This is a genomic window from Streptomyces sp. NPDC046887 (genome assembly GCF_040644755.1).
GTDB lineage: Bacteria > Actinomycetota > Actinomycetes > Streptomycetales > Streptomycetaceae > Streptomyces > Streptomyces lichenis.
The window spans coordinates 89757-106347 of sequence record NZ_JBEYXH010000021.1; the positions used below are offsets into that span (position 1 = coordinate 89757).

At 71.6% G+C, this 16591-nt stretch carries 15 protein-coding genes; 9 read left to right on the forward strand and 6 right to left on the reverse strand.

Annotation, left to right across the window (positions count from 1 at the left end; genetic code table 11):
- Window positions 1-10 precede the first annotated feature (10 nt).
- The gene (locus ABZ945_RS20395) at window positions 11-1663 is read right to left on the reverse strand and encodes an acyl-CoA carboxylase subunit beta (protein WP_361271216.1); all 1653 of its coding nucleotides are present in this window, start codon (window positions 1661-1663) and stop codon (window positions 11-13) included.
- A gap of 167 nt (window positions 1664-1830) precedes the next feature.
- Here ABZ945_RS20395 and ABZ945_RS20400 point away from each other — a divergent pair, with 167 nt between their 5' ends.
- The 5 genes from ABZ945_RS20400 to hutH all read left to right on the forward strand — a co-directional run bounded on the left by ABZ945_RS20400 (window position 1831) and on the right by hutH (window position 8526).
- Window positions 1831-2724: a biotin--[acetyl-CoA-carboxylase] ligase gene (locus tag ABZ945_RS20400; protein ID WP_361271218.1), complete on the forward strand. Its 894-nt coding sequence runs from the start codon at window positions 1831-1833 to the stop codon at window positions 2722-2724.
- 267 nt (window positions 2725-2991) lie between these two features.
- Window positions 2992-4467 carry an adenylate/guanylate cyclase domain-containing protein gene (locus tag ABZ945_RS20405; protein WP_361271220.1) on the forward strand — a complete coding sequence of 492 codons (1476 nt, stop codon included), beginning with the start codon at window positions 2992-2994 and terminating at the stop codon, window positions 4465-4467.
- A gap of 28 nt (window positions 4468-4495) precedes the next feature.
- Window positions 4496-5347: an enoyl-CoA hydratase-related protein gene (locus tag ABZ945_RS20410; protein ID WP_361271223.1), complete on the forward strand. Its 852-nt coding sequence runs from the start codon at window positions 4496-4498 to the stop codon at window positions 5345-5347.
- A gap of 417 nt (window positions 5348-5764) precedes the next feature.
- On the forward strand, window positions 5765-6913 hold the full coding sequence (locus tag ABZ945_RS20415) for a sensor domain-containing diguanylate cyclase (RefSeq protein ID WP_361271226.1): 1149 nt from the start codon (window positions 5765-5767) through the stop codon (window positions 6911-6913).
- A gap of 59 nt (window positions 6914-6972) precedes the next feature.
- Window positions 6973-8526: a histidine ammonia-lyase gene (gene hutH, locus ABZ945_RS20420; protein ID WP_361271328.1), complete on the forward strand. Its 1554-nt coding sequence runs from the start codon at window positions 6973-6975 to the stop codon at window positions 8524-8526.
- Between the two features lie 129 nt (window positions 8527-8655).
- Here hutH and ABZ945_RS20425 read toward each other — a convergent pair whose 3' ends face one another.
- Window positions 8656-9009: a hypothetical protein gene (locus tag ABZ945_RS20425; RefSeq protein WP_361271229.1), complete on the reverse strand. Its 354-nt coding sequence runs from the start codon at window positions 9007-9009 to the stop codon at window positions 8656-8658.
- A 106-nt stretch (window positions 9010-9115) separates the two neighbouring features.
- Between ABZ945_RS20425 and ABZ945_RS20430 the strand changes: the two genes are divergently transcribed.
- Together ABZ945_RS20430 and ABZ945_RS20435 are read left to right on the forward strand one after the other, a co-directional pair.
- Entirely contained in the window at window positions 9116-9514 is a 399-nt protein-coding gene (locus ABZ945_RS20430; RefSeq protein WP_361271232.1) for a hypothetical protein, read from the forward strand.
- 352 nt (window positions 9515-9866) lie between these two features.
- Window positions 9867-11147: an Ig-like domain-containing protein gene (locus ABZ945_RS20435; RefSeq protein WP_361271235.1), complete on the forward strand. Its 1281-nt coding sequence runs from the start codon at window positions 9867-9869 to the stop codon at window positions 11145-11147.
- Between the two features lie 94 nt (window positions 11148-11241).
- On the opposite strand, the gene ABZ945_RS20440 is transcribed toward ABZ945_RS20435, so the two are convergent.
- Together ABZ945_RS20440 and ABZ945_RS20445 are read right to left on the reverse strand one after the other, a co-directional pair.
- The gene (locus tag ABZ945_RS20440; protein ID WP_361271238.1) at window positions 11242-12147 is read right to left on the reverse strand and encodes a ribosome-inactivating family protein; all 906 of its coding nucleotides are present in this window, start codon (window positions 12145-12147) and stop codon (window positions 11242-11244) included.
- Between the two features lie 175 nt (window positions 12148-12322).
- Complete coding sequence (locus tag ABZ945_RS20445) at window positions 12323-13189, reverse strand: helix-turn-helix transcriptional regulator (RefSeq protein WP_361271241.1); 867 nt, start codon at window positions 13187-13189, stop codon at window positions 12323-12325.
- 127 nt (window positions 13190-13316) lie between these two features.
- Between ABZ945_RS20445 and ABZ945_RS20450 the strand changes: the two genes are divergently transcribed.
- Together ABZ945_RS20450 and ABZ945_RS20455 are read left to right on the forward strand one after the other, a co-directional pair.
- Window positions 13317-14360: an NAD(P)-dependent alcohol dehydrogenase gene (locus ABZ945_RS20450; RefSeq protein ID WP_361271243.1), complete on the forward strand. Its 1044-nt coding sequence runs from the start codon at window positions 13317-13319 to the stop codon at window positions 14358-14360.
- Between the two features lie 121 nt (window positions 14361-14481).
- On the forward strand, window positions 14482-14835 hold the full coding sequence (locus tag ABZ945_RS20455) for a DUF1330 domain-containing protein (RefSeq protein WP_361271246.1): 354 nt from the start codon (window positions 14482-14484) through the stop codon (window positions 14833-14835).
- Between the two features lie 64 nt (window positions 14836-14899).
- On the opposite strand, the gene ABZ945_RS20460 is transcribed toward ABZ945_RS20455, so the two are convergent.
- Window positions 14900-15457 (reverse strand): hypothetical protein, encoded by a 558-nt coding sequence (locus ABZ945_RS20460; RefSeq protein WP_361271248.1) that lies wholly within the window; start codon window positions 15455-15457, stop codon window positions 14900-14902.
- Entirely contained in the window at window positions 15454-16563 is a 1110-nt protein-coding gene (locus ABZ945_RS20465) for an XRE family transcriptional regulator (RefSeq protein WP_361271250.1), read from the reverse strand. Before ABZ945_RS20465 ends, ABZ945_RS20460 begins: the two co-directional genes overlap by 4 nt.
- Window positions 16564-16591 lie beyond the last annotated feature (28 nt).

A 16591-nucleotide genomic window follows, 5' to 3' on the forward strand; every position in this document is an offset into this window, starting at 1 on the left:
TACCCCCGCCCTACAGCGGGATGTTGCCGTGCTTCTTCGGCGGCAGGCTCTCCCGCTTGGTCCGCAGCTGGCGCAGCCCCTTGACCAGGTGCGCCCGGGTGTCCGAGGGCATGATCACCGCGTCCACATAGCCGCGCTCGGCCGCCGTGTACGGGTTGAGCAGGGTGTCCTCGTACTCCTGGATCAGCCGCGCCCGCGTCCCCTCCACATCAGCCGCCTCGGCGATGGTGCGGCGGTGCAGGATGTTGACCGCGCCCTGGGCGCCCATCACGGCGATCTGCGCGGTGGGCCAGGCCAGGTTGAGGTCGGCGCCCAGGTGCTTGGAGCCCATCACGTCGTAGGCCCCGCCGAAGGCCTTGCGGGTGATCACCGTGATCAGCGGCACCGTCGCCTCGGCGTAGGCGTAGATCAGCTTGGCGCCGCGCCGGATGATCCCGCCGTACTCCTGGTCCACGCCCGGCAGGAAGCCCGGCACGTCCACGAAGGTGATGACCGGGATGTTGAAGGCGTCGCAGGTGCGGACGAACCGCGCGGCCTTCTCCGAGGCGTCGATGTCCAGGCAACCGGCCAGCTGCATCGGCTGGTTGGCGACCACGCCCACCGGGTAGCCCTCGACCCGCCCGAAGCCGGTGACGATGTTGGGCGCGAACATCCCCTGGGTCTCCAGGAACTCCGCGTCGTCCAGCACGTGTTCGATGACGGTGTGCACGTCGTACGGCTGGTTGGCGCTGTCCGGGACCAGGGTGTCCAGCTCCCGGTCCTCGTCGGTGGGGGCCAGGTCGGCCTCCTCCGGGAAGGACGGGGCCTCGGTCAGGTTGTTGGACGGCAGGTATGACAGCAGCGACTTGACGTACTCGATGGCGTCCTTCTCGTCGCCCGCCATATGGTGCGCCACACCCGAGGTGGTGTTGTGCGTCCGGGCGCCGCCCAGCTCCTCGAAGCCCACGTCCTCGCCCGTCACCGTCTTGATGACGTCCGGTCCGGTGATGAACATATGCGAGGTCTGGTCCACCATCACCGTGAAGTCGGTGATGGCCGGCGAGTACACCGCGCCGCCCGCGCACGGTCCGACCACCAGGCTGATCTGCGGGATCACCCCGGAGGCATGGGTGTTGCGGCGGAAGATCTCGCCGTACAGGCCGAGCGCCATCACGCCCTCCTGGATACGGGCGCCGCCGGAGTCGTTGATCCCGATCACCGGGCAGCCCGTCTTCAGCGCGAAGTCCATCACCTTGACGATCTTCTGCCCGTAGACCTCGCCCAGCGCCCCGCCGAACACCGTGAAGTCCTGCGAGAAGACCGCGACCGGGCGGCCGTCCACCGTGCCGTAGCCGGTGACCACCCCGTCGCCGTACGGGCGGTTGGCCTCCAGACCGAACGCGGTCGAGCGGTGCCGGGCGAACTCGTCCAGCTCCACGAAGGAGTCCTCGTCCAGCAGCAGCGCGATCCGCTCACGGGCGGTCAGCTTGCCCTTGGCGTGCTGCTTCTCGACGGCGCGCGCCGATCCGGCGTGGGTGGCCTCCTCGATACGGCGCTGGAGGTCCGCGAGCTTGCCCGCGGTGGTGTGGATGTCGATCAGGGGCTCGGACGCGGACTCACCGGGCCGCGGCCCTCCGGTCTGGGGCTCCTGGGGCTGCGGGGACGTCTTGGCCGGCTCGGACATCGGGATGCGGCTCCCTGCCTGGTCGGGGACCTGGTCGTGGACGGTTGATCGATCGCCGGTTACGGGGCGGATCGCCCTGGTCACGGGGACGACGGCTACTGGCCCGTAGCGTATCGGCGGGGCGGGTCTCCGGCAGTGCGGTGTTTGCCACACCTACGCTGACTTGCATGACGCCCGCACAGCCCGCACACGGTTCTTCTTCTCCTGGTGGAAGCGGCGGCGGCAGCCGCTGGTCCGACCTCGAACGGCCGCCGCTCGACGAGGGGGCGCTGCGCCGCGCCCTGGTCCGCCCCGGCTCCCTGTGGACCTCCCTCGACGTGGTCGCCGCCACCGGCTCCACCAACTCCGATCTGGCCGCCCGCGCCGCCGAGCTTCCCGAGGGGGCGGTACTGGTCGCCGAGGAGCAGACCTCCGGACGCGGCCGGCTGGACCGCTCCTGGACTGCGCCCGCCCGCTCCGGGCTCTTCTTCTCCGTTCTGCTCAGGCCGGACGTCCCGGTGGAGCGCCTGGCCTGGCTGCCGCTGCTCACCGGGGTGGCCGCCGCCACCGCGCTGGCCCGCGCCGCCGGGGTGGACACCGCCCTCAAATGGCCCAACGACCTGCTGGTGACCGTCGGCGGCGAGGAGCGCAAGACCGGCGGCATCCTCGCCGAGCGGGCCGGGGACGGCGGCGCGGTGGTCATCGGCCTGGGCCTCAACGTCAGTCTGCGCGCCGAGGAGCTGCCGGTCCCCACGGCCGGCTCGCTGGCCCTGGCCGACGCCGTCTCCACCGACCGCGACCCGCTGCTGCGGGCCGTACTGCGCTCGCTGGAGGAGTGGTACGGGCGGTGGACCGCGGCGAACGGTGACCCGGCCGCCTCCGGACTCCAGGAGGCCTACGCCGCCGGCTGCGCCACCCTCGGCCGCTCGGTCCGCGCCGAGCTGCCGGGCGAGCGCACCCTGGTGGGCGAGGCGATCGCCCTGGACGGCGAGGGCCGGCTGGTGGTGGCCACCGAGGGCGGCGGCCAGGAGGCCGTGGGCGCCGGGGACATCGTCCACGTACGGACCGGGAACGGCGGCTGACCGCCGCCCCTCCGGCGGGCCCCGGGTGGAACTGATCCTTCCGCCCGCCCGGGGCGGCAGGGGAGCCGGATCGGGGCCGGACCCGGGGCCGGATCGGGGCGAGACGAGCCCCGGACGAGCGCCGGACCAGCGAGTACGGCGGTGGGACCGGTCGGAGGCCCGGGCGGCCCATCAGGACGTGAGCCAGGGCACACCTGCCGTATCGTGGACCGCGATCCAGCGACAGATCGGCAGAACAGTGCGCACGGAACGGGCAGGAGGCGGCCGGTGACCGTCGACGACGCGAACCCCGACCGGCCGGAGCCCGGCTCCGGTACCGGTTCCGGCAGCGGCCCCGTCCACCGTTCCGGCACCGGTTCCGAACCCCGTTCCGGCACCGGTCCCGCCCGTCGTTCCGGCAACGGCGTCCCGGACCCCTCCCACTCCGGGACCGGGCAGTCCCGCTCAGGATCCGGCTCCGAGACGGAGAGCGAGACGGGGACGGAGACCGGGGCCGGGTCCGGGACCGACACCGACTCCGACACCGGAAGCGACTCCGGGACGGGGGCCGCGCCCGAGGACTCCCCGTCCCCGCGCTCCGGGACCGCTTCCGATGGCTCCCCGTCCCACCGCTCCGGGGCGGCCGGTGAGGGTGCCGCGTACCCGACCCCGCACCATGTGGTCGACCACACCGCCGAGCCGACCGACGACCCGCTCGCCATCCGGCTGGAGCAGCTGATCCTCGGCGCCGACCGCCGTTACACCCCCTTCCAGGCGGCCCGCACCGCCGGGGTCTCCATGGACCTCGCCTCCCGCTTCTGGCGGGCCATGGGCTTCGCCGACATCGGCCAGGCCAAGGCGCTCACCGAGGCGGATGTGCTGGCGCTGCGCCGGCTGGCCGGTCTGGTGGAGGCCGGGCTGCTCAGCGAGCCGATGGCGGTCCAGGTGGCCCGCTCCACCGGGCAGACCACCGCCCGGCTGGCCGAATGGCAGATCGACTCCTTCCTGGAGGGCCTGACCGAGCCGCCCGAGCCCGGGATGACCCGGACCGAGGTCACCTATCCGCTGGTCGAGCTGCTGCTGCCGGAGCTCCAGGAGTTCCTGGTCTACGTATGGCGGCGGCAGCTCGCGGCCGCCACCGGTCGGGTGGTGCAGGCCGCCGACGACGAGGAGATGGTGGACCGGCGGCTGGCGGTCGGCTTCGCGGACCTGGTGGGCTTCACCCGGCTGACCCGCCGGCTGGAGGAGGAGGAGCTCGGCGAGTTGGTCGAGGCCTTCGAGACCACCTGCGCCGACCTGGTGGCCGCGCACGGCGGCCGGCTGATCAAGACCCTCGGCGACGAGGTGCTGTACGCGGCCGACGACTCCGGCACCGCCGCCGAGATCGGCGTACGGCTGATCGAGACCCTGTCGCAGGACGAGACCATGCCCGCGCTGCGGGTCGGGATCGCCTTCGGCACCGTGGCGACCCGGATGGGCGATGTCTTCGGCACCACGGTGAACCTGGCCAGCCGGCTGACCTCGATAGCGCCCAAGGACGCCGTGCTGGTGGACGGGGCCTTCGCCGAGGAGCTGACCCGCACCGGCGAGGCCCCGGTCTCCGAGACCGAGGCGGCCGAGGCCGCGGCCCGCGCCGAGAAGGAGGGCGAGACCCCGCCCTCGTACCGCTTCGCCCTCCAGCCGATGTGGCAGCGCCCGGTCCGCGGGCTCGGGGTGATCGAACCCTGGCTGCTGACCCGCCGGACACCTAGGATCCCCGGATAACGTCCGTTAACCGGGAGGGTGCGTCCACATGGCAGAGCAGGCAGCCGGGCCAGTGGGGTCAGAGGGATCAACGGGATCCGAGGCGGCCGAGGGATCCGAGCGGCGCTTCGGGGAGTACGTCGTCGTGCGCCGGCACGGGTACGTGGCCGAGCTGGTGCTGGACCGGCCCAAGGCGATGAACGCGGTCTCCACCGAGATGGCCCGCTCGCTGGCCGCCGCCTGTGAGGCGCTGGCCGCCGACCCGGCCGCCCGGGTCACCATGCTGACCTCCTCGAACGACCGGGCCTTCTGCGTGGGCGCCGACCTCAAGGAGCGCAACTCCTTCACCGACGCCGAGCTGGTGCGCCAGCGCCCGGTGGCCCGCGCCGCCTACACCGGGGTGCTGGAGCTGCCGATGCCGACCGTCGCCGCCGTGCACGGCTACGCGCTGGGCGGCGGCTTCGAGCTGGCGCTGGCCTGCGATCTGATCGTGGCCGACGCCAGTGCGGTGGTCGGGCTGCCGGAGGTGTCGGTGGGGGTGATCCCGGGCGGCGGCGGTACGCAGCTGCTGCCCCGCCGGGTCGGCGCGGCCCGGGCGGCGGAACTGGTCTTCACCGCCCGCCGGGTCGAGGCGGCCGAGGCCCTGCGGCTCGGCCTGGTGGACGAGCTGGCCGAGGAGGCCCGTGCCGCCGCGCTGGAGCTGGCCGGGCGGATCGCCGCCAACTCGCCGGTGGGGCTGCGCGCCGCCAAGCGGGCGCTGCGGCTGGGCCACGGCATGGACCTGCGGGCCGGGCTTGAGGTGGAGGACGCGGCCTGGCGGTCGGTGGCCTTCTCCGGCGACCGGGCCGAGGGCGTGGCCGCCTTCAACGAGAAGCGCAAGCCGGCCTGGCCGGGAGAGTAGCCGTCCCCAGGGAGCCGGCCTTCTTCGGGGCCAGCCTCCTTCGGAGAGCCGGCCTTCTCCGGGGCCGGCCTTCTTCGGGGCGAGCCTTCTTCGGGGCCGGCCTTCTTCGGGGCCAGCCTCCTCCGGGGAGTAGCCCTCCCCGAGGGCAAGCCCTCCCCGAGGGCAGCCCTCCCCGGAATCGGCCCTCTCCCGCGAGTAGCCCTCCCGGGGAGTAGCCCTCTCCCGGGAATAGCCCTCCCCGGGAGGGGAAGGCGGCCCGAAGGCCGGGTGGCGGGGCCGGGAGCCGGGTGGCGGGCGGGCGGTCGGCCCTGGTCATGGAGCCGATCGGCCCTGGTCGCGGAGCCGACCGGGGCACCCCGCCGATCCGGACCCGACCCCTCCGGGTGAAATGCCATGAATCCTCCCTAAGCTTGAGGAATGGGAGAGGATGTCCGGCTGCGAGCCGTGGTGGCGGTGGCCCAGGCGATGGCGCTGGCGCACACTCCCGAGGAGAGCTGGCGGGCCGCCGCGCTCGGCGCGCGGGACGCCCTCGGCGGGAGCTTCGCCGCCCTGTCCACCTGGCAGCGGGACAGCGGCCGGCTGAAGGTGCTGGTCAACGTGGGGGAGCGGGCGCCGGACGAGGAGGAGTTCCCGGCGGACGAGAGCTACCCGGTGCACCAGTTCTCGGAGATCACCGAGTTCCTGCACGAGCGGTGGGCCAACGGCGGCGAGCCGCACGCCTGGGTGGAGACCGCCGAGGGCCCCGGGCCCGGCCGCCCCGGCTATCCGCACCCCCGGGTCGCCGCGCTGCGCCGGCGCGGGCGGGGCGCCTGTGTGGTGGCGCCGATAGTGCTGCACGGGCGGGCCTGGGGCGAGCTGTATGTGGCCCGGCCGACCGGGGCGCCGGTCTTCGACCGGGCGGACGCCGACTTCGCCACCGTGCTGGCCTCGGTGGTCGCCGCCGGGATCGTGCAGACCGAGCGGCTGGAGGAGGTCCGGCGGCTGGCCTTCACCGATCCGCTGACCGGGCTCGCCAACCGGCGGGCGGTGGACCTGCGGCTGGACGAGGCGGTGGACCGCTGGCGGGTGGACGGCTCCGTGGTGAGCCTGGTGGTCTGCGACCTCAACGGACTGAAGCAGGTCAACGACACCCTGGGCCACGCGGTGGGGGACCGGTTGCTCGAACGGTTCGGCTCGCTGCTGTCCTACTGCGGGGCGATGCTGCCGGGCGCCCTGGCGGCCCGGCTGGGCGGCGACGAGTTCTGCCTGCTGGCGGTCGGCCCGCAGGCGGACGAGGTGATCGCGGCCGCCGACGAGCTGTGCGCGCGGGCGGCGGAGCTGGAGCTCGGCGCGGGTGTGGCCTGCGGGGTGGCCTCCACCGGTGACCCGATCGGGCCGGTGCGCTCGGCCCGCCGGCTGTTCCGGCTGGCGGACGCGGCCCAGTACCGCGCCAAGGCGGCCCGCTCCCCGAAACCGGTGGTGGCGGGGCGGGACGGGGCGGTGATCCGGCTGGCCGACGCCCCCTCGTCGCCGCTTGGCCCTGGCCGCGACCGCCGCCGCTTCCGGGACGCCCCGCCGCCCTCGTAGAGCGCCCGCATCCGGTAGTGACAGGTCTCGATTCAATACGTACGCTGCTGAATATGGATATGCACACAGTGGTGGTGGAGACGTCCGGGACCTCCGCGCAGGACGTCATCGCCGTGGCCCGGGCGGGCGCCCGCGTCGAACTGTCCGCCGAGGCGCTCGCCGCCCTCGCCCGCGCCCGGGAGGTCGTCGACGCCCTCGCCGCCAAGCCCGAACCGGTCTACGGGGTGTCCACCGGCTTCGGCGCGCTCGCCACCCGGCACATCGGCCATGAGCTGCGCGCCCAGCTCCAGCGCAACATCGTTCGCTCGCACGCGGCCGGGATGGGCCCCCGGGTCGAGCGCGAGGTGGTCCGGGCGCTGATGTTCCTGCGGCTGAAGACCGTCGCCTCCGGCCACACCGGGGTGCGCCCCGAGGTCGCCCAGACCATGGCCGACGTGCTCAACGCGGGCATCACCCCGGTCGTCCACGAGTACGGCTCACTGGGCTGCTCCGGCGACCTCGCCCCGCTCTCGCACTGCGCGCTCACCCTGATGGGCGAGGGCGACGCCGAGGGCCCCGACGGCACCGTCCGCCCGGCCGGCGAACTGCTGGCCGCCCATGGCATCGCCCCGGTCGAACTGCGCGAGAAGGAGGGCCTGGCCCTCCTCAACGGCACCGACGGCATGCTCGGCATGCTGCTGATGGCCCTCGCCGACCTCGACCGGCTCTACACCGCCGCCGACATCACCGCCGCGCTCTCCATGGAGGCGCTGCTCGGCACCCCCAAGGTGCTCGCCCCCGAGCTGCACGCCATCCGCCCGCACCCCGGGCAGGCCGCCTCCGCCGCCAACATGCTCGCCGTCCTCGACGGCTCCGAGCTCACGGGCCACTTCCAGGAGCAGGAGGCCCCCCGGGTCCAGGACGCCTACTCGGTGCGCTGCGCCCCGCAGGTGGCCGGCGCCGGCCGGGACACCCTGGCGCACGCCCGGCTGGTGGCCGAGCGCGAGCTGGCGGCGGCCGTGGACAACCCGGTGGTGCTCCCCGACGGGGCCGGCGGCGGCCGGGTGGAGTCCAACGGCAACTTCCACGGCGCCCCGGTCGCGTACGTCCTGGACTTCCTGGCCATCGCCGCCGCCGACCTCGGCTCCATCGCCGAGCGCCGCACCGACCGGCTGCTGGACAAGAACCGCAGCCACGGGCTGCCGCCGTTCCTCGCCGACGACGCCGGGGTGGACTCCGGGCTGATGATCGCCCAGTACACCCAGGCCGCCCTGGTCGGCGAGCTGAAGCGGCTGGCCGTGCCCGCCTCGGCCGACTCCATCCCGTCCTCCGCGATGCAGGAGGACCATGTCTCGCTGGGCTGGTCGGCCGCGCGCAAGCTGCGCACCACGGTCGCCAACCTCACCCGGGTGATCGCCGTGGAGCTGTACGCCGCCACCCGCGGCATCGAGCTGCGGCACGGCCTGGCCCCGGCCCCCGCCTCCCGCGCCGCCATCGAGGCGCTGCGCGCGGCGGGCGTCCAGGGCCCCGGGCCGGATCGTTTCCTCGCCCCCGACCTGGAGGCCGCCGAGGCCTTCGTACGGGACGGGCGGCTGGTGGAGGCGGTCGAGCGGGTCACCGGACCGCTGGCCTGAGACCACGGGCGCGTATCGCGGTACGGGGCGTGCGGGGCGGCTTTCACCAGCCCCCTGCGCGCCCCTCCGTGTACCGGGCGGCTTTCAGGAGCGCCCCGCGCGTTTCTCCGCCCTACCGGGCGGCCGCCCTCAGAGCGCCCCGCGGGCCCCCCGGCGTACCGCGAAGGCCACCATCCCGGTGCCGAGCCCCAGGAAGGCCGCGCCGCCCACCAGATACGGCGTGGTGTCCACGCCACCGGTGTCGGCGAGCGCCACCACGGCGGCGGATCGCTTCTCGGTGGAGACTCTGGGCGGGCTGGGGGCGCGGAGAGCGCTGGGAGTGCTGGGAGTGCTGGGAATACGGGGGGTGGCGGCGGCGGCCGCGCGGTCGCGCCCGGTGGGCGGCTGGTCGGCGGTGGCGTTGGCCGAAGGAACGAACCACAGCGCGGCGAGGAGGCTCCCGGCGGCGGTGGCGGTCAGCAGCGGTCGGCGTGCGACGGACACGTGTTCAGATCCCCTTGCGGAACCGGAGATTGACGATTGCGCCGATGCTAGACAACACAGCGGGTCGTGGGAAAGTCGCGGTCTCCGGCACCTTACGCTCCGTCATATGAGCGTCTCTGAAACCTCACGGTATGTCCGGCTGCGGGTGGAACTCCTGCTGGAAATCACCGATCCGGACCAACTCACCGCAGCCGCGCTGGAGCGCGTGGAGAGTGACGAGTTCCTCCCGGACGAGGAGCGTACGCACGCCCGTTCTGCGGTACGCGAGGACGAAGCGGAAGCTCTCGCCTACCTCGTGGAACCCGCCGATCTGATCGGTGAGGTGCCCGGGGTGGACCTCGCCCAGGCGTCCTGGAGCAGCGAGCGGGCCGAGCACGACCCGGAGGCCTTCGCGTGGGAGGAGTTCGACGGGGAAGACGCGGAGGAGGACGGTGACTACCTCGACGAGGACGAGGACGAGGACGAAGACGAGGCCGATGGTAAGGAGCGCGGTCTGCGGCCCTAGCGGCGGCCGGGGTTCCGTATCGTGGTCCGGGTCGGCAACCGGGGCCCGGATCCGGACCGGCGCATCCGCCGCGTCCGGCCGGCCCGGTGGGAACCGGCGGTGGCCCGGACGCGTCGATCATGACGGTGCTCGGCGGTCGATGACCGGAACGGTGTGACCGGTCACCTATGACCGACGTCATCCGATCGCGGATCGACCGGGATCCGCCCACTGATCGACCGAGGTTGATCAGTGGCATTTCCCACATCCCGCCCGTGAGGGAACCGGACGGGTCGATATGGGTGTTCTGTTGATGGGTGACCTGAAAGCGGCCACCGCGTCCGGTAGGGGCGGCGGCAGGGATTCGGCGACGATGGAGAAGCGTGTGATGACGGACAGCAAGCGGCGCAGGGGCTTGGCGGCCGCGTCCGTGGTGCTCGGCGGCGTGCTGGTGCTCTCGGCCTGCGGCGGCGGGGACAGTGAGGCCGATTCCGGGTCCGGGTCCGGTTCGGGCGACGGGAAGTCGTCGCAGTCGCAGGTGGACGACGCCGCGGCCAAGGAGACCTCCCAGGCCAAGATAGCCATAGCTCCGAAGAACGGCGCGCAGAACGTCGGCATCAACGACGACGCCAAGGTCACCGTGAGCGAGGGCACCCTCACCGAGGTGACGCTCACCGGCCCGGACGGCAAGACCGTCGAGGGCGAGCTGGCCGCCGACGGCAAGAGCTGGAAGCCCACCCAGCAGCTGGAGCGGGCCACCATCTACAAGATCGCCGCCTCCGCCAAGGACTCCGACGGCCGCGAGGCCCACGAGAACTCCTCCTTCACCACCGTCTCCAAGGCCAACAGCTTCATCGGGAACTTCACCCCCGAGGACGGCTCCACGGTCGGCGTCGGCATGCCGGTCTCGATCAACTTCAACAAGGCGATCACCGACCAGAAGGCCGTCCAGTCGGCCATCAAGGTCAGCTCCAGCAGCGGCCAGGAGGTCGTCGGCCACTGGTTCAACTCCCAGCGCCTGGACTTCCGCCCCGAGCAGTACTGGAAGGCCAACTCCAAGGTCACCCTCACGCTCGACCTGGACGGGGTCGAGGGCGCCGACGGCGTCTACGGCGTCCAGCAGAAGACCGTCACCTTCACCGTCGGCCGCAACCAGGTCTCCACGGTGGACGTCGCCACCAAGACCATGAAGGTCACCCAGGACGGCAAGACCGTCCGTACCATCCCGATCTCCGCCGGCTCCAAGGACAACCCGACCTACAACGGCCAGATGGTGATCTCCGAGAAGTTCAAGGAGACCCGGATGGACGGTGCCACGGTCGGCTTCACCGACGACGACGGCAAGGGCGAGTACGACATCAAGGACGTCCCGCACGCCATGCGGCTGTCCTCCTCGGGCACCTTCATCCACGGCAACTACTGGGGCGCCGACTCGATCTTCGGCTCCGCCAACACCAGCCACGGCTGCGTGGGCCTGAACGACGCCAAGGGCGCGGGCGACTCCAAGCAGGACGGCGCCTGGTTCTTCGACAACTCGATCACCGGTGACGTGGTCGTCGTCAAGAACTCCCCGGACAAGACCATCAAGCCCGACAACGGCCTCAACGGCTGGAACATGGACTGGGCGCAGTGGAAGGCCGGCTCGGCCGTCTGAGCCCCGCCGCGCACGCGAGACGGCGGCCCCTCCTCGTACCGGAGGGGCCGCCGTCGCGCGTATGTGTGCTCGGAGCCGTGCGGCCCCGCGGGGCTCAGCGGGAGCCCGAGTGCAGCTCCATGAAGAAGACGTATGCGAGGAGCTGCTGGAGGGTCCGGAAGGACCGGTGGAAGACGCCGGAGCCGAAGGAGAGCTCACCGGCGGCGGGGTTCTGGATGACGCGGTAGACCCAGTTGGAGATGCGGCTCCAGTTCTGCTGGAGGTCCACGTTCTCGACACCGAGCTGGGCGCCGCCGCTGCCGGCGGTGCGGATGTTGCCCCGGATGTTGTCGAAGACGCGGCCGAAGCGGGCGGCCTCGGCGGTCGCCTGGATCATCATGACGAGGGACTGGCCCAGCAGGTCCTGGCCGGCCCCGTGGGAGATGAGCCTGCGGGCACCGGCCAGGTTCATCATCGCGCCGTGCAGCCGGGGCCCGTTGATCTGGAGGTTCTGCCGGGTGCTTCCGCCCGGGAGCGCGATGTAGCTGCCGTTCCATGGCAGCGGTTCGGAGTGGACGCCGAGCACGGCGTTGAAGTCCGCGGGCCGCTGGTCGCGGAAGGCGAAGTGCCCGCCGCCCTGCCCCGGCTGGTAGATGCCGGCCAGGTAGAGGTTGTCGGCCCAGAAGTAGAGCGCGCCGACGTAGGCGCCCTTGTGGTGCAGGCTGATCTGCACCAGCCGGTTGGACAGGCCCGTCGTCTCGTCCAGCTGCGTCTGGTGGAAGTCGTGCCCGGTGTGGTGGTGCAACTGGTCGATCACCCGCCAGTACTCGTCGTGGGCCGCCTGGCCGCCGCCCTCCAGGCCGGTGATGTTCCAGTGGATCTCGGTCAGCGGCTGCTTGGGGTCCGCGTGCGAGACGGGGGCCGTCAGGCCCACCATGCTCAGCGCCATGACGAACGCGAGGCCCAGGCCGGTCAGGCGCCTGCCCCGGACCAGCCGGCGCAGCGGATACGGCAGCTTCATATGAGGGGTACTCCTTGCGAAGGTGAACCGGCTCGGCCCGATCGGCCCGCCGGATCGCAGGCTATGAAGCCGCCGTTCGCCCGCGGTGGACCACGAGCGCACAACGCTGGTTCACCCGCGCACACGGCACACGGCGGGGTCCGGGCGTTGCCGCCGTTCCCATGCCCTCACGGAGCTAGCGCCGGCTGCCGGCCGCCGGCTCGTCCACGCCCCAGTGCGCCAGCAGCCGCAGTGCGTCCGCCGAGGGCGAGTCCGGCTCGGCGGTGTACGTCACCAGGCTCTGGTCGTGGTCGTCGGACACCTTCAGCGTCTCGTACGCCAGGGTCAGCTCGCCCACCACGGGGTGGGCCAGCCGCTTCACCCCGTGGCCCTTCTCGGCCACCGTGTGCTTGGCCCACATCGCGCGGAACTCCGGGCTGCGCACCGACAGGTCGCCCACCAGCACCGACAGCTGGGGGTCGTCGGCCGAGCAGCCCGCGTACATCCGCAGAAAGCTGACCACCTCGGTGGCCTTGGCCTCCCAGTCCACGTACAGCTCGCGCGCGTGCGGGGAGAGGAACACCTGCCGGGCCATGTTCCGCTCCTGCGGCTCCAGTGCCGCGAAGTCGCCGAGCAGGGCCGCCGCCATCCGGTTCCAGGCGAGCACATCCAGCCGCCGCCCCAGGACGTACGCCGGGACACCGTCCAGCGCGTCCAGCAGATGCCGCACCGAGGCCCGTACCGTCTGCGGCCGGTTCGCCGCCGCCCGCTTGCGCTTCTTCTCCGCCGGCTTCGCCAGATGGGTCAGATGGTTCCGCTCGGCCTCGGTCAGCCGCAGGGCGCGGGCGATGGCGTCCAGCACCTCCAGGGAGACGTTCCGCCCGTTGCCCTGCTCAAGCCGGGTGTAGTACGCCACCGAGACCCCGGCCAGCTGCGCCAGCTCCTCCCGGCGCAACCCCGGCACCCGGCGGTGCCGCCCGAACTCGGGCAGACCCACGTCCTCGGGCTTCAGCCGGGCCCGCCGCGAGCGGAGGAATTCGCTGAGTTCGGCACGCTGGTCCATAGCGCAAGTATCCCTGGGTGGCCGGAACACACACCCTGCCGAGCCTGATCCTGCCAGTGGTACGCACGCTGGTCGTAGGTACGACGGAGGGCTGGGTGGCAGCTTGGCACGGCGGCAGGGTGGAGGCATGACCACCAACGTCACCGCTTACGCAGCCCCCGCAGCCAAGGCCCCCCTGGAGCGCACCACCGTTCCGCGCCGGGCGGTCGGTGAGCACGACGTGCTGATCGAGATCAAGTACGCCGGCATCTGCCACTCCGACATCCACCAGGCGCGCGACGGCTGGGGCGAGGGGATCTTCCCCATGGTCCCGGGCCACGAGATCGCCGGAGTCGTCACCGAGACCGGCTCCGCCGTCACCAAGTACACCGTCGGCGACCGGGTCGGCGTCGGCTGCTTCGTCGACTCCTGCCGTGAGTGCGAGTACTGCGAGCAGGGCCTTCAGCAGTACTGCGAGCAGGGCATGATCGCCACCTACAACGGCCGCGACAAGGCCGGCGACCCCACCTACGGCGGCTACTCCAGCCACATCGTGGTGGACGAGGCCTACACCCTCCGCATCCCCGACGGCCTCTCTCTGGACGTCGCCGCCCCGCTGCTGTGCGCCGGCATCACCCTCTACTCGCCGCTCGCCCACTGGAAGACCGGCCCCGGCAAGAAGGTCGCCGTCGTCGGCCTCGGCGGCCTCGGCCACATGGGCGTCAAGATCGCCCACGCCATGGGCGCCGAGGTGACCGTACTCAGCCAGAGCCTGCGCAAGCAGGAGGACGGGCTGCGGCTGGGTGCCGACCACTACTACGCCACCAGCGACCCGGCCACCTTCGAGCAGCTGGCCGGCAGCTTCGACCTGATCGTCTCCACGGTCTCCGCCCCGCTCGACTTCGACGCCTACCTCTCCCTCCTGAAGACGGACGGCGCACTGGTCAACGTGGGTGCCCCCGAGGACCAGGTCAAGCTGAACCTGTTCTCCCTGATCGGCGGCCGCCGCACGCTGGCCGGTTCGGCGATCGGCGGCATCCCCGAGACCCAGGAGATGCTGGACTTCTGCGCCGAGCACGGCTTGGGCGCCGAGATCGAGCTGATCCGGGCCGACCAGATCAACGAGGCCTACGAGCGGGTGCTGGAGAGCGACGTCCGCTACCGCTTCGTCATCGACACCGCGACCCTGTAGTCCCTCCGCGGGCCGTACGGCGTCGATGACCTCCGAGGTCATCGACGCCGTACCCGTGTCCCCGACACGATGGCGGCACGCCCCGGGGACACCGGGGAGCCTTCGAAAGGACGGCCCCGCCATGACCGCGTACGCCATCGCCCACCTCCGCCGCCCGGCCACCGACCTCCCCGACGAGGTGCTGGACTACATGGAGCGCATCCAGTCCACCCTGGACCCCTACCAGGGCCGCTTCCTCGTCCACGGCGCGCCGCGCACCGAGGTCCTGGAAGGCACCTTCGACCAGGCCGTCGTCATCATCGGCTTCCCCGACTACGACCGGGCCCGCGACTGGTACCACTCCACCGCCTACCAGCAGCTCCTGCCGCAGCGCACCGACCACCTGGACGGCGACTGCCTGCTGATCGACGGCGTCCCGCCGGGGTACGAGGCGGCCGCGACGGCCGCCACCCTGCGCGCGGCTCAGGAGGCTTGAGCCCTGGCGCGTACGCTCGCTTGAGCGGGGCTCCGTCATCCAGCACAGCAAGGGTTCAGGCGCCTTACAGCAAACCGTGCTGCTTGCACCACGGGAGGAACTGCCCTCGCTGACACGGATACCGGGCGCCAGAGTCGATCATGGAGTCCACGAGAGCGCTGCCCGCATACTCGGTGATGTGCCCGTCGCTCACGGACTCAGCCACCACCCGGAGAGAGCCGCATACATCGAGTCCGTTCTGCTGACCGATTCTCTGGGCATCGCGATCGTCCACAACGGCCCGTGCTCCGTGAATCTGTGACCAGGTGAGAACGGTTGCCTCGCCGTGGTTCGATTTCGCTCCCGCTACGAGGGCCATCCACGTGACGAGTGCTTCGAGTTCCCTGAGGTCGTCCACGTGGACGACCTCAAGCCATCCAGCCCCTTCCAAAGGGAGCTGGAAGTAGTCGATCTCGCTTATCACAGCCTGAGTCGTCACATTCCTGCGGGCGACACCACCGCAGTTCTGCGCGATGTCGCCGAGGATGTCTAACTTGCCCGCCTTGATGGCGTGAAGGATGGGAGAGGTGTCCCAGATCAGCGTCTTGGGTGAAAGAACCGGGGATTGCGGGACCGCCGTCATGGCAGGCAATCCTCCAGATCTCGCGCCGGGAGTTCGTTCTCTGGCACTGCTCCGTACAGCAGCTCCACAGCGCGGGGTGCAGTGATGGCGCCGTTCGTCCAGGCAGAGAGCGCAGCTTGACGCCACCGCCTTCCCGTGGCTCCCTCTTCCAGGTCGGGAGCTGGTTCGCTGCCATGGGCGGCCAGGAAGTCGCCCCGCTGCGGAATGCGTGCCTTCTGCTCCCTGACCTCGTGCGGCCGGAGCAGCCCCAAGTGCGCCACCCTGTTGACGGCAGCGCTCCAGGACAGCCGGTAGACCGCGGCCAGATCCAGCAGCACCGTTCTGACATCATTGCCAGGGGTGTCCAGGCTCCGCCAAGCCTCGTGCACATCGCTTGACGGCAGCATGAACTCCTCGACGAAACGGTCAATGAGCTGTTCGCGCTCGTCGCGTCCCGCCGCCACCCCTGCGTCGCTGTGATACTCGTCCTGCATCAGGTGATGCCCCAGCTCGTGCGCTGCGGTCCACCGTCGCCTTCCCGGCTGCGCCTTACCGCTGATCACAGCGACGCCGTAGCCTTCAAGCAGGAGCGATGCGCCTTCTGCCTCTTCGTCGACCACGGTGAGGTAGAGGCCCAGATCCTCAAGCGTGTCGGCCAATGGCCCCAGCGGGCCGGTCGGCCTTCCGATCGTCTCCCTGGTGGCGATGGCAAGGGCGATGGGATCGACTGGCTCGCCTTGGTGACGCAGTGGGATGCGGTCGGCCGGCGGTGGCACCAGATAACCGCGCTCCACCAGCCAGCGGGCACGCCGGGCGTGCTCTTCGAGCCGGGCGTCGAGTCGGTACCGAGCGCGGGAGGCCTGGTCCGCGTTCTCCTCCAACGCGTCGCGGCGGGATACGACGGCCTGAAGAGGACGGGTGACCAGGTGTGCCAGAGGAACGTGGAGCGCCTCAGCCAAGCGGAACAGCTCAAGGGCTGTGACGCGGCGCTCACCCGCTTCTATGCGAACAACGGCTGTGCGGTCCAAGTCCAACTGCTTCGCCAGGTCGCCCTGGCTCAGACCCGCCGCCACACGGGTCTCGGCGATCCGCGCCCCCACCTCGTCCCAGCTGTCCATGCCATCCATGTGTGTGATTTTGGCACACCCTCCTTGG